General features: G+C 36.9%; 11 protein-coding genes and 1 riboswitch. Of the genes, 6 read left to right on the forward strand and 5 right to left on the reverse strand.

Translation table 11 applies throughout. From position 1 onward, the window contains the following. Positions 1 to 172: 172 nt before the first annotated feature. The gene (locus AABL52_RS22710) at positions 173 to 2,173 is read right to left on the reverse strand and encodes an ABC transporter ATP-binding protein (protein WP_341518490.1); all 2,001 of its coding nucleotides are present in this window, start codon (positions 2,171 to 2,173) and stop codon (positions 173 to 175) included. Beyond that, positions 2,170 to 3,930 (reverse strand): ABC transporter ATP-binding protein, encoded by a 1,761-nt coding sequence (locus tag AABL52_RS22715; RefSeq protein WP_341518491.1) that lies wholly within the window; start codon positions 3,928 to 3,930, stop codon positions 2,170 to 2,172. The genes AABL52_RS22710 and AABL52_RS22715 overlap by 4 nt, the downstream gene beginning before the upstream one ends. Positions 3,931 to 4,549: 619 nt before the next feature. Between AABL52_RS22715 and gapN the strand changes: the two genes are divergently transcribed. Then, positions 4,550 to 5,989, forward strand: coding sequence for an NADP-dependent glyceraldehyde-3-phosphate dehydrogenase (gene gapN / locus AABL52_RS22720; protein ID WP_061677872.1), 1,440 nt, complete (start codon positions 4,550 to 4,552; stop codon positions 5,987 to 5,989). Between the two features lie 42 nt (positions 5,990 to 6,031). Here gapN and racE read toward each other — a convergent pair whose 3' ends face one another. Beyond that, a complete protein-coding gene (gene racE, locus AABL52_RS22725) occupies positions 6,032 to 6,868 on the reverse strand; it encodes a glutamate racemase (RefSeq protein WP_341518492.1) in 837 nt (278 codons plus the stop codon). Positions 6,869 to 7,068: 200 nt separating this feature from the next. Continuing rightward, positions 7,069 to 7,256, forward strand: a riboswitch (Lysine riboswitch). A gap of 146 nt (positions 7,257 to 7,402) precedes the next feature. Between racE and AABL52_RS22730 the strand changes: the two genes are divergently transcribed. The 4 genes from AABL52_RS22730 (at position 7,403) to AABL52_RS22745 (ending at position 11,404) form a co-directional block, all read left to right on the forward strand. After that, positions 7,403 to 8,827 (forward strand): amino acid permease, encoded by a 1,425-nt coding sequence (locus tag AABL52_RS22730; protein ID WP_001186290.1) that lies wholly within the window; start codon positions 7,403 to 7,405, stop codon positions 8,825 to 8,827. Between the two features lie 60 nt (positions 8,828 to 8,887). After that, positions 8,888 to 10,087, forward strand: coding sequence for an ABC transporter permease (locus AABL52_RS22735; protein ID WP_341518493.1), 1,200 nt, complete (start codon positions 8,888 to 8,890; stop codon positions 10,085 to 10,087). Positions 10,088 to 10,363: 276 nt separating this feature from the next. Further along, positions 10,364 to 10,879 (forward strand): type 1 glutamine amidotransferase domain-containing protein, encoded by a 516-nt coding sequence (locus tag AABL52_RS22740; protein WP_341518494.1) that lies wholly within the window; start codon positions 10,364 to 10,366, stop codon positions 10,877 to 10,879. 321 nt (positions 10,880 to 11,200) lie between these two features. Then, positions 11,201 to 11,404: a hypothetical protein gene (locus AABL52_RS22745; protein ID WP_097844541.1), complete on the forward strand. Its 204-nt coding sequence runs from the start codon at positions 11,201 to 11,203 to the stop codon at positions 11,402 to 11,404. A gap of 116 nt (positions 11,405 to 11,520) precedes the next feature. Here the strand turns inward: AABL52_RS22745 and AABL52_RS22750 are convergent, their stop codons facing one another. Together AABL52_RS22750 and AABL52_RS22755 are read right to left on the reverse strand one after the other, a co-directional pair. Continuing rightward, complete coding sequence (locus tag AABL52_RS22750; protein ID WP_341518495.1) at positions 11,521 to 12,069, reverse strand: NAD(P)H-dependent oxidoreductase; 549 nt, start codon at positions 12,067 to 12,069, stop codon at positions 11,521 to 11,523. Between the two features lie 23 nt (positions 12,070 to 12,092). Continuing rightward, positions 12,093 to 12,632 carry an ester cyclase gene (locus tag AABL52_RS22755; RefSeq protein WP_341518496.1) on the reverse strand — a complete coding sequence of 180 codons (540 nt, stop codon included), beginning with the start codon at positions 12,630 to 12,632 and terminating at the stop codon, positions 12,093 to 12,095. Between the two features lie 169 nt (positions 12,633 to 12,801). Here AABL52_RS22755 and AABL52_RS22760 point away from each other — a divergent pair, with 169 nt between their 5' ends. After that, positions 12,802 to 13,140 (forward strand): winged helix-turn-helix transcriptional regulator, encoded by a 339-nt coding sequence (locus AABL52_RS22760; protein WP_098238477.1) that lies wholly within the window; start codon positions 12,802 to 12,804, stop codon positions 13,138 to 13,140. Positions 13,141 to 13,197 lie beyond the last annotated feature (57 nt).

Genomic DNA, 13,197 nt, shown 5'->3' on the forward strand with positions numbered 1-13,197 from the left:
TCCTTTTTCTTCATAATCAAACAAAAGGAGAAAATAATGCTACATACAAAAAATAAGTAACATTTTTTAATATAGCATTTATAAAGAAAAAGGTAAAACAATACTTCTTATTTAACTGCCCTGATTCACAAAAAAAGAACTTGTGAAAATCACAAGTTCTCCTCCATACCTATTAAGCGCTCTGATTACCTTCCATTTGCGTTTTGTACATATCGTAATAACGCCCGCGCTTTTTCATTAGCTCATCATGAGAGCCTTTTTCCAAGATTGTTCCTCTATCAAGCACAATAATTTGATCTGCGCTTTTAATTGTGGAAAGACGGTGAGCAATAATAAATGTCGTTCTTCCTTTTTTCACAACTTCTAGCGCTTGTTGAATCATCGCTTCCGTCTCTGTATCGATACTAGATGTCGCTTCATCTAAAATTAAAATGGCCGGATCAAAAGCAAGTGCCCTAGCAAACGATATAAGCTGGCGTTCTCCGGTTGAAAGTGTGCTTCCCTTTTCTGTAATTTCTTCATTTATATTATTCGCAAACCTTTCAGCACCAACATCGCGCAATGCTTTTACGATGCGCTCTTTTGAAATTTTTTCATTCTCTAAGCTAACATTAGATGCTACTGTCCCACTAAATAAAAACGGATCTTGCAGTACGATTCCCATATGTTCACGAGTTGCTTGTTTCGGCATCTCTTTTACATCGTGACCGTCAATTGTAAGCTTCCCTTTTTCAAACTCATAAAACTGGAAGAGTACATTCATAATGGAACTTTTCCCTGATCCAGTATGACCGACAAGCGCTACTGTCTCGCCTTGTTTCGCTTCAAAAGAAATATTTTTTAATACTTCATCTTTCCCATTATAAGAAAATGACACATTATCAAACTTCACATTTCCTTGTAGGCGAGGCATACGTTCCTCTTCTACTACTTCCCCTTTTTCCTCTAACAATTCAAAAACACGCTCTGATGCAACGCGCGATTGTTCTAAGTTAGCCAGCTGATTTACCATATTTGTAATCGGAGAGAACAATCGTGTTAAATAATCAACGAACGCATACAGTATCCCTAGAGAAATGACGCCTGAAGCACTTAATGAAGCACCACCGAAATACCAAATCACACCTGTGAATGCGATATTTCTTAAGACAGACACTAAGTTATGCGAAGTTGCTGCATTTAAGTTCAAAATTTTATTTTGATACTTAAAATAATCGCCATTTAATTCTTCAAATTCTTTCTTCGTTTCACGCTCTTGACGGAACGCTTGAATAATTGGCATCCCTTGAATGGATTCATTCACTGTTCCATTAATATCAGATAAACGTGAACGCATTTTATGATTGTATACAGACGCATACTTTCTATAAAGAATTGCCCAAACGATTAAAATCGGGATGATGAGTAAACATAACGTCGCCAATTTTACATCGAGTAAAAATAGCGCAGCGAATATCCCGATAATATAAATGATACTAGAAACGAATGTCGCAAGTACCGTCACGTATAAATCCCGAATGGCTTCCGTATCATTCGTGACACGCGATACAATTTTCCCTGCTGGTAAATGATCGAAATAACGAATCGGCAACGTTTGAATATGAGAAAAGACATCTTCCCTCATAATTTGAATAATTTTGTTCGCTGCCTTCTGTAAGAAAAATTGCTTTCCGTATGCAAATAAGGAAACGACTACTAATAAAGCGAAATAGCCACCACCAAGTAATAATAGACGGTTTATTTCTGGTTTATAAAACGCAAACACTTCTTCTTTCGTTAATGCTTTCGCTTTATATACCTGCACCGCCTTACCATTTTGAACGGTAATCATATCACCTTTTACAGTACGTGATCCTTCAGCATTCACTTTATTTGGCACAAAGTAATATTGAAAACCGACTTGCATCACGCGTACTTCTTTTCCTTTTTTCTCACCTTCCTGGAAGCGATCACTTCGCTTATAGAAGGTACCATTATACGAAACAGCCTCTTCACTCTTTTCTGTTTCATACCAAGGTTTCTCTATTCCAACGATATGATCGTCAATCATCGTTTTCGCGACGAAAGGACCGGCAAGCTCCGCGATAACGAAAATAAATAACATTAGCATCGCTGCAAAAATCGTCCCTTTCACTTTCATCGCGTATTGAAACAATCGTTTTGAAACGCTCATATTTTCACCCCACTATCCGCACTTTCACTTTCCCCTTGTTGTCTTTCGAACTGCTCAGCATACCAGCCTCCACTTTTAATAAGCTGATCATGCGTACCCTCTTCCATTACTTCCCCCTCATCCATAACGAGAATCCAATCCGCATGTTGTACGGCAGATAAACGGTGCGTCGTAATAATCGTCGTCTTTCCGCTTCTTTCTGTTCTTATATTTTCAATAATCGCTGCTTCCGTACGAGCATCAACAGCTGATAAAGAATCATCCAAAATTAAAATTTCTGGGTTTTGAATCACAGCACGCGCAATTGAAATCCTTTGTTTTTGCCCTCCTGATAAAGAAACACCCTTCTCTCCAACGAGCGTTTCTAACCCTTCTGGTAAAAACTCTAAATCCTTTGTAAACGCCGCGATTTCAATCGCTTTCTCGAGTTCTTCCTCAGTCGCTTCTCGGTTTCCGAATAAAATATTTTCCCTCGCTGTTTTTGAGAACAAAATATGTTCCTGAGGTACATACCCAATCCACCCGAGTACATTTTCATTCGTTATGTTATTTAACGTCACATCAGAGACCGCAATATCCCCATCTCCAAGCGGATATTGACGAAGAAGCTGACGGACAAGCGTCGTTTTTCCGCTTCCTGTTTTTCCAACAACCCCAAGCGTTTCCCCTTGTTTTAATGTAAACGAAACCTTCTTTAAATTTGTTTCAGTTGATGAAGGATATGAAAAGGTAACGTCATCAAACTGAATATAATCCGGCTCTTGTACAAGCTTTGGATTTTTCGGATCCTTTACATCTGGTTCATACGCTAACGTTTCATTCACACGGTCTAATGAAGCATTTCCTCGTTGCATAACATTAATTAATTCACCAATTGCAAACATCGGCCAAATCATCATCCCTAAATACACGTTAAATGAAACGAGTTCACCAAGTGTCACCTTTGATTGAAATACAAGATACGCGCCATACACTAAACCAATTAAATAACTAAGACCAACAAGCATTTTCACAGTTGGTTGGAATAGTGCATCAATTCTCGCTACCTTCATATTTTTTTCGTAGACGTCATCTCCTAAATGATGAAATCTTTCCTGATCTGCGTTCTCTTGTACGTATGCACGAATAACGCGCACACCAGCGATTGACTCAAGTACCTTATCGTTCATGTCACCGAATGCATCTTGCGCAACTGTAAATCTTTCATGCAATTTCTTTCCATATATATTCATCGCATACGCCATAATCGGAAGCGGGATAAGTGCCGCAAATGTAAGCTCCCAACTAATTGTAAATCCCATCATAAAGACAATCGTAAGCATATATAAACTCGAATCTACGAGCGTTAATATACCGAAACCAGCTGTCATAGCGATTGCTTTTAGATCATTTGTCGCTCTCGCCATTAAATCACCAGTACGATTTTTTTGATAAAACGTCGGTGTCATTTTAAGTAAATGCCCCATAAATTTAGAGCGCATCGTCTTCTCCAGTACGAATGCTCCTCCAAACAATTGATGTTGCCAAACGAAAGTAAGACCGTATCCAACGATCGTAACCCCTATTAAAATAAGAATAGATTGCATAATTGCTTCATTCGATAACGTTCCTGTTTTTATGTTATCAATCGTAACCCCTAACACTTTCGGGGGAATAACTTCAACTATATTTACAATTAAAAGAGCTCCAATGGCGATACTATATCTCTTCCAATGCTCTTTAAAAAACCATTTTAACTTTAGTAATACTGATAACAATGTAACCTCTCCCTTCTCGTGCTCGTTTCCCTCTCATTTCTTTATCCACTATCCAGACCCATCACATTTACATTTCGTAACCCATACAATCTCATCACATTTTTCCACCTTCCAAAGTTTTATATAGTAATGTGGAAAACAAAAAAAAGCATACCGCCGCTTGACGATATGCACAGAAATGCATAAAAGCGTACGTTACGATATACGCAACGTACGCTTTTTATAAGACAAAGATGCCTTATATATCCGCACGGGTTGCGTAATGATATGAATGTCTTCTGCCATTTAACAGAGCTAAGCCCATTACATTTACGATTACAATCATTACGCACACCCCCTTCATTTATTTTCCATTTATAATCTTACAACTTTATTGAGTATTCTGTCAATTATTTTTTTAACTATAGAATAAAATAATCTTTTATCACAAAAAAATGAAGGGGATTCATAATACGATACATCCGTTTGAAATAAGAGAATCTTCTGTAAGAAAGGGCATACAAAATAAAAAAAGAATAAGAAATCGTTTTCACAAACATTTCATTTGAAAAATGTTATCAAACCCCCTACAATCACCTTATACTCACTCTTACAAGTTGCTATTTTAGGAGGACTAATCATGACAACTAGCAATACGTACAAATTTTATTTAAACGGAGAATGGAGAGAAAGCTCTTCAGGAGAAACAATCGAAATTCCATCTCCATACTTACACGAAGTAATTGGACAAGTACAAGCAATTACTCGCGGAGAAGTAGATGAAGCAATTGCATCTGCAAAAGAAGCTCAAAAATCATGGGCAGAAGCTTCTCTACAAGATCGCGCAAAATATTTATATAAATGGGCTGATGAGCTCGTAAATATGCAAGATGAAATTGCCGATATCATTATGAAAGAAGTCGGTAAAGGATATAAAGATGCGAAGAAAGAAGTTGTTCGTACAGCTGACTTCATTCGTTATACTATCGAAGAAGCTTTACATATGCACGGAGAAAGCATGATGGGCGATAGCTTCCCTGGCGGAACGAAATCTAAACTTGCGATCATCCAACGCGCACCACTTGGTGTTGTATTAGCAATCGCACCATTTAACTACCCAGTAAACTTATCTGCTGCAAAACTTGCACCAGCATTAATTATGGGTAACGCTGTTATTTTCAAACCAGCAACTCAAGGTGCAATTAGCGGTATTAAAATGGTTGAAGCACTTCATAAAGCTGGCCTTCCAAAAGGTCTTGTAAACGTAGCGACAGGACGCGGTTCTGTAATTGGTGACTACTTAGTAGAACACGAAGGCATCAATATGGTATCGTTCACAGGTGGTACAAACACAGGTAAACATTTAGCGAAAAAAGCTGCAATGATTCCACTTGTATTAGAACTTGGTGGTAAAGACCCTGGTATCGTTCGTGAAGATGCTGACTTACAAGATGCTGCAAACCACATCGTAAGCGGTGCATTCTCTTACTCTGGTCAACGTTGTACAGCTATTAAACGTGTACTTGTACACGAAAACGTAGCAGACGAGCTTGTTAGCTTATTAAAAGCGCAAGTAGCTGAACTATCAGTTGGATCTCCAGAACAAGACAGCACAATCGTTCCATTAATCGACGATAAATCTGCTGACTTCGTTCAAGGTTTAGTTGACGACGCTGTAGAAAAAGGTGCTACAATCGTTATCGGTAACAAACGTGAGCGTAACTTAATTTACCCAACATTAATCGACCACGTAACAGAAGAAATGAAAGTTGCTTGGGAAGAGCCATTCGGCCCAATCCTTCCAATCATCCGTGTTTCTTCAGATGAGCAAGCAATTGAAATTGCTAACAAATCAGAGTTCGGCTTGCAAGCAAGTGTCTTCACAAAAGACATTAACAAAGCATTTGCAATTGCTAACAAAATCGAAACTGGTTCTGTTCAAATTAACGGACGCACAGAGCGCGGCCCTGACCACTTCCCATTCATTGGTGTAAAAGGTTCAGGTATGGGCGCACAAGGTATTCGCAAGAGCCTTGAGTCTATGACACGTGAAAAAGTAACTGTATTAAACTTAGTTTAATCTTATAAAAAGAAGCTGATCTATTTTTAGATCAGCTTCTTTTTATACAATTGAGTTCACGAGTTGTTTTTCCATAGTTAAATTCACACATTCTACAGAAATTTGATAACCTAGCCATCGCTCAGCAATATGTTCAAATGATGAAACTGAGCCTGTTGTAAAAAATCGATGCTTCGGATTAAGATTGTCAGACAGAATTCCTTTGTGCTGTAAAATTGTGCTTAACTCTATCGCTGTTTCTTCTGCGGAACTAATAATCGTTACATCTTCTCCTAGTTCCTTTTTTATATAGGACTCTAAAAGTGGATAATGCGTACACCCAAGAATTAACGTATCTATATCTTCCTTCGTTAATGGCAGTAAAGCTTGTTTCACTTGTTGCGTTACATATGCTGTATCTTCTAATTGATTTTCTACAACTGTAGCTAAAGTTGGGCACGCATGACTATGCACTTCTAAATATGTATCAAGCTCGTGCAATGCTTTTTCGTACATATTAGACTGTATCGTACCTACAGTTCCAATTACTCCGATTTTCCCTTTCTTTGTCACTTTAATTGCCGCTCTTGCTCCCGGATGTATAACGCCAATAACCGGAATGGGAAGTGCTTCTTGCAAATCAGTCAATGCAGCAGCTGCACCAGTATTACATGCTACAACTAGGGCTTTTAATGGAAACTTTTTGAGGAACTCAACCATTTCAAATATGAAAGATTGTACCTCCTCTACACTTCTTGGCCCATACGGACAACGATCATTATCACCAATATAGTAAATGCTCTCTTTAGGCAATTGTCTTATAATTTCGCTCGCAACTGTTAATCCCCCAACTCCCGAATCTAATACACCTATTACTGAATGTTTATGACATACAGACATATACTTCATCCCCTTCTCAATCTTCTAGCGCCAATAACATTTATTATATTATGAAAATTCAATATTACATAACAATCCCTCTCCCTTTTAATCACAAACTCTTCCCTATAATCTGATTATTTCTATATCCATTGACGTATAAAAATTCATTTGTTACTCTTAAAGACGTTAATTTAATATTTAAATCCTCATTCGTATCTCGGTGAGGTAGAGGTTGCAGTCATTAAGAGTATCATTTCTGGAGATGTAGTGGCATTGATGAAGGAATGAGAAAGGAATGATTGCCGAAGTAAGCCCGTGTCCACCATGCACGCTTGCTGGGTCTGCATTTAATAAGTGCAGAACTGTCACAAACGAAACGTTTCGTTTGTGGAGAGCTATCGAGAGGTATGTCGTGGGTTTCTTATAAGATAGAAAGCATGTAGCGGCAAATTACGTGCTTTTTTTGTTTTGTTTGGGACTTCTCTTCTCTACTAAGAAGACATACATATCTCCTCGCTTGACTTGGTTATACTAACTTTGGAGGTATTTTCTATGCAACAAAAAAAATGGGGCTTTTGGGTACTAACAGCTTTCGTTGTCGGTAACATGGTTGGCGCTGGGATTTTCATGGTGCCAAGTACGTTGGCACAAACAGCAAGCCCTCTCGGTGTCACTTTAGCTTGGTTAACAACAGGGTTTGGTGTTTTAATGCTAGCTCTTGTTTTCGGTAATTTAGCAATTCGTCGTCCTGATTTAACGACAGGACCACAAAGTCATGCATATGCTTTATTCTCAACACCAAAAAAGAAAAAAATGGCTGGTTTCAGTATGGTATGGGGATATTGGGTTGCAAACTGGGCAAGTAACGTTGCCATCATTACATCTTTCGCGGGATATTTATCACTCTTCTTCCCAATTATGAAAGATACACGACTACTCTTTTCAATCGGCTCGTTCGATATAGAAGTCGGAAAACTAATTACATTTACGATTTGTTCCATCTTACTTTGGGGAACTCATATTATATTAACAAACGGTGTAAGCGGAGCTGGAAAGCTAAACTTCTTAGCAACAACAACGAAAGTAACTGGATTCCTTTTATTCATCGTCGTTACGTTATTTGCATTCGAAGCTTCTAAGTTTGGACAATGGTACACACCGATGATCGATAAATCAGGTGTATCACACGGCCTTCTTTCACAAGTAAACTTAGCTGCTCTTACAACGCTTTGGGCATTTATCGGAATTGAATCGGCAGTACTTTTATCAAACCGTGCTACCTCTCCTAAAACAGTAAAACGCGCAACAGTTGCAGGATTACTTATTACAGTTGCGATTTACTTAGGAATTACAATTTTAACAATGGGTGTACTTCACGTTGATAAATTACAAGCTTCTGAACGTCCATTAGCAGATGCATTAAACGCTGCAATGGGTCATGGCGGCGGGAAACTGATGGCATTACTTGCTCTTACTTCCCTATTCGGTTCTATATTAGGCTGGATTTTATTAAGCTCAGAAGTACCGTATCAAGCAGCAAAAGAAGGTTTCTTCCCTTCCTTCTTCACAAAAACAAATAAAAAAGGAAGTCCAATTTACTCATTACGATTAACAAACATTATGTCGCAAGTGTTCTTATTCTCAACGTTATCAGGAACTATTGCGGAAGCTTATACATTCGTTATTACCGTATCAACACTGGCCTACCTTATTCCATATCTCGTTTCACCAATCTTCCAGTTAAAACTAGTCGCAACTGGTGAAACATATAAAAATGAAATGCGGGCAAGAATTACAGATGGTATAGTCGCAGTAATCGCACTTTGCTACGCACTATGGGTTATTAAAACCGGTGCATCCGATATAAAAACGTTCCTTCTCGGAATTGGTTTATTCGTAATCGGCTTTGCCTTCTATCCATTAATGAATCGTGATCAGAAAAAAAATAACGAAAAGAAAAACGAGCAAGTTGCATAACGCAATTTGCTCGTTTTTTCTTTTATAAAACATATATAATAGAACAAAGAGGTGAAAAACATGTCAATCGAATCACTATGGAGCAGTCGCTTCCAACAACATATGCAAAATATCATTACATACTTTGCACGTATGATTAACGGTTTACTATATAGCTTTATCTTTATTTCATGCGTTGGCGCATACTACTATGCTCAGTTTCTAAAAGCATCTCCTTCTAAAGAAATAGCTTTACTACTCATCACGATTGTACTTACATTCATTATAACGAGATGTCCTATCCGTACATTTATTCAAAAACCTGATGCTGTCTATTTGCTTGCATTAGAAGAGAAACTAACATCTTATTTTAAAAAGTCTCTTCTATATAATTACATCATTCAGCTTTTTCCATTATTATTTACGTTCCTTATTCTCGTTCCACTTGCAATGCAATCATTACAAGTAACGGTACCTTTCTTATGTACAATCTTTATCATTTTAATGATTACGAAAGCTTGGAATATGTACATACATTGGATGTGGCGTGATAGCCATGAAAAAAACATATGGTTCATTATTCGTATCGCTTGTAACGCACTCATTATTTACATGCTGTTTTACTCAGCACATGTTCTCATATTAGGCGGATTACTCTTACTACTTGCTTTCCTATTTCTATATACGAAAAAACAGCCTACAAAACGAGTACCGTGGGATTACATAATTGAACAAGAAGAAAAAATGAACGTTCGTTTTTATCAATTTGCTAGCATTTTCACCGATGTTCCGCAACTGAATAAGCAAGTAAATAAAAGAAAATGGCTTACAAATTGGATTGAACCTTTATTACATAAAAAACGAGCAACTTTCTTCTATTTACATACACTCGCATTTTTACGCGGGAATGATTATTTCGGTATATATATCCGCTTAGGGTTAATCGGTGCCTTCGCCTTATATTTTATACCAAACATATACGCAAAAGGTGCTATCTCTTACATCGTCCTATATATGATTTCTATGCAGCTACGTTCCTTATGGAAATATTTTTCGGGAAATATTATTGTAGCATTATATCCAATTGATACTGAAAAACGAATGAACCAATTTCTTCGCTTAATCTTTATATTACTAAGCATTCAACTCATTGTATTTTCGAGTGTTATACTCATTGCTACAGGTCAATTTTTACATAGCCTTATCATTATGATTATTGGGTTACTTTGGATCAAATTTATTATTGTCCCAAAAACGAAGCAACGAATTTCCGCATTTTAATGAAAAGAATTATCTTAAAAGCCAAGGAGAAAATAAATTATCTCCTTGGCTTTTTTTCTTCCTTAAATAAGAATCACCGGCACAACCGATATTTTATGATTTTACATACAAAAACGATAATACATGTTTACGTCCTAATAAAAAGGGTATGTATTAAAATAACAGGGCAAAGAAACTGGAGGGAATGAAAAAATATGAATTAAAGTTTCACTTTATAAAAGACATTGCTCAAGGATGATTCTGAAACCGATAATATAATGTAAGGAGCGGATTAGAATGAGTAAAAAAATTGCTATTTTAATAACGGATTATTTCGAGGACACAGAATACACAGAGCCAGTAGAAGCTTTTAATCAAAAGGGATATGAATTAACAACTATTGAAATGAAAAAAGGTAAAACGGTACACGGTAAACAAGGAAAAAGTGAAGTCGTGATTGATAAAAATATTGATGATGTTTCTCCAGAGAACTTTGATGCCCTCTTCATACCAGGCGGATTTTCCCCAGATATACTTCGTGCAGATGAACGTTTTGTTCGCTTTAGCAAAGCATTTATGGATGCGAAAAAACCTGTTTTCGCTATTTGTCATGGACCTCAGCTACTCATCACTGCACAAACACTTGAAGGACGTGATGTGACTGGATATAAATCTATTGAGATCGACTTGAAAAATGCCGGTGGACATTTTCATGACAAAGAGGTTGTCGTATGCCAAAATCAGCTAGTAACAAGTAGACAACCAGAGGATATCCCCGCGTTTATTGAAGAATCGTTGCGTATATTAGGATAGCTACTTTGGTTAACTCCCCCCCTTTTATTTACATGAAAATAATTAATCAGTGGGATTTTATTCATCCCCACTGATTAATTAGCCCTCACCAACTGGTCGTTTACAGGAAATCCGGCCACCACAAATAGCAGGATAAATAAAAGAGGGGGATCCAAAAGTTCAGTTTTAATAATCTTTTGGATCCCCCTCTTTCTCGTCCAAAAATTTCTTATCACTTTTCATAGGCAATTCTCATATAGTGAAAGTGACTATATAATTCCTATCCATAAGTTAAATCATGATTTGACACATATATAAATACAAAAGATGGGAGCCTTATTTATGAATAACAATCCACCTTCACCGCCCCCAAATCCAACGGAAACGAATAATAATGAAGTGAGCTTACAAACGTTACGCGTCATTGGGCTTATTGTACTGATTAGTGGCTACATATTAGTAGCTCTTTCTGAAGTAGGAACGTTAAAAAATCTTTTGCTACAGCCTAACACTACTCCAAACTTAGCTGAAGTTGATCCGTTCTAAAAAGAAAAACATATCCCTCTTCTTAAAAAAACGTATCAATTGATTCATTCGGCTGGGCAAATTTTGCGAAGTTATGGATACAGCCATCCCCGTATTAAATACGAGGATGGCTGTAATTATTGAATGACTTCTTCTAAATGATTCTTCAAGTTCTCTAAATACGTATCAATTGTAGGATTCTTCACCACATCATAACAAGCAAAGCTCTTTAACGGACTCATACCAAGAAACTTTTGTACGCGGTGTAAATGGCTAAGCGCTGATTCCAAACTTTCCCCTTCAAAGAACTTCGTCTTATCTCCAAATGCTTTCTCAGGTGCATTCCAAGTTGTAGAAAACATATACTGCTTCTCTTTTAATAAACCACCTGTTCCATATTCATCAGCACCTTTAAAGAACAAACCGTATTCATATACTTCATCCATATACGTTTTAAATAACCCTGGTACACTAAACCAGTAAATCGGCGTTTGATAAATTACAACATCAGCCCATAAAAACTTCTCTTGTTCTTCTTTAATACTATAGCCATCTTGAATCGTTGTTGTTTTCACATGGTTCTTCTCACTTAATACCGTTACCATATAATCAACTAACGTTTTATTTAATCTCCCTTCCTTTGTGCCGTATTTTTCATGTCCATTTATAATGAATATATTTTTCATCGCTTTTCTCTCCCTTATATAATTTACTCTTCAGCTATTAACCCGAGTTGCTGTTTCAGTGTAAGATTATCTTCTAAATGCCAATCCTCCGTTATCTTCCCGTCTTTCACATGTAAAATATCAATTGCAAAAAAATTGATTTTCTTATCATTATGCGTTCCTGTAAAAGAAAGACGAGCTGTTACTTTATCACCAACGACTAATAAATCTTCAATCTCGCAATGTATGTTAGGAACGACTTTATGAAAATTTTGTGCCGCAAACTTTAATCCTTCCGTGCCTTGTGGTCGCCCTTTCGGCAATGTATTATCAAAAAATTTTTCAGTAACAGTCTTCGGAATAAGTTCCTCTTTACCTGTATCCCAAAATGCATAAAAACGCTGCGCTGCATGAACCATCTCTGTCGCTTCTTTTTTACTTAGTGAGGGATCAATTGTCATTGCTTTTGGCTTTGGCATTTCTTTTAATAACTGGACTTCCGTTTTTTCTTCCACGCCGCATGCTACAAGCACAATACAAATAACAAACAAACTAAGAAATCCAAATAACTTTTTTATCCCCATGGAAATCACCACCTCCTTATATAAATCCTTTTTGTTTCGTATTACTATTGTATATGCACTAACTTCCTTTATGGAAGTAGTGATATTTTTTTCATATAGTTACCAAAAGTATAGTTTTGTGATACTATAAAGCAAATTCATCAAAAAAAATTTTATGGAGGCTAGTTCCATGAACAATATAGATCCAGTTGAATTAACGAAAGGTTTACCTGGCATACCTTGTCCTATCGCTAAAACGCTTGATATAATTAGTACAAAATGGACGTTTTTAATCATTCGTGATCTTCTTATCGAAGGAACATTACGCTTTAGTGATTTACAAAAATCAATGGACGGGATTAGTCCAAAAACATTATCGCTTCGACTAAAAGAATTAGAATCTCAAGGCATTATAACGAGAAAAGTATATCCAGAAGTTCCGCCTCGTGTAGAGTACACATTAACGGATAAAGGAAAGCAATTAGAGGGGATTTTCATTGAATTAAAACGATTTGGATTAAGCTTATAAAGTGGAACTTTAATCAGTGGGGGTTTTCTTCATCCCCCACTGATTATCAGCCCTCAC

Origin of the sequence: Bacillus paramobilis, from assembly GCF_038096195.1 — a bacterium.
GTDB lineage: Bacteria > Bacillota > Bacilli > Bacillales > Bacillaceae_G > Bacillus_A > Bacillus_A mobilis.

Coding starts and splice junctions, on each gene's coding strand:
- AABL52_RS22710 (WP_341518490.1), bottom strand. CDS start 2,173: ATGAGCGTTTCAAAACGATTGTTTCAATACGCGATGAAAGTGAAAGGG.
- gapN (WP_061677872.1), top strand. CDS start 4,550: ATGACAACTAGCAATACGTACAAATTTTATTTAAACGGAGAATGGAGA.
- racE (WP_341518492.1), bottom strand. CDS start 6,868: ATGTCTGTATGTCATAAACATTCAGTAATAGGTGTATTAGATTCGGGA.
- AABL52_RS22730 (WP_001186290.1), top strand. CDS start 7,403: ATGCAACAAAAAAAATGGGGCTTTTGGGTACTAACAGCTTTCGTTGTC.
- AABL52_RS22735 (WP_341518493.1), top strand. CDS start 8,888: ATGTCAATCGAATCACTATGGAGCAGTCGCTTCCAACAACATATGCAA.
- AABL52_RS22740 (WP_341518494.1), top strand. CDS start 10,364: ATGAGTAAAAAAATTGCTATTTTAATAACGGATTATTTCGAGGACACA.
- AABL52_RS22745 (WP_097844541.1), top strand. CDS start 11,201: ATGAATAACAATCCACCTTCACCGCCCCCAAATCCAACGGAAACGAAT.
- AABL52_RS22750 (WP_341518495.1), bottom strand. CDS start 12,069: ATGAAAAATATATTCATTATAAATGGACATGAAAAATACGGCACAAAG.
- AABL52_RS22755 (WP_341518496.1), bottom strand. CDS start 12,632: ATGGGGATAAAAAAGTTATTTGGATTTCTTAGTTTGTTTGTTATTTGT.
- AABL52_RS22760 (WP_098238477.1), top strand. CDS start 12,802: ATGAACAATATAGATCCAGTTGAATTAACGAAAGGTTTACCTGGCATA.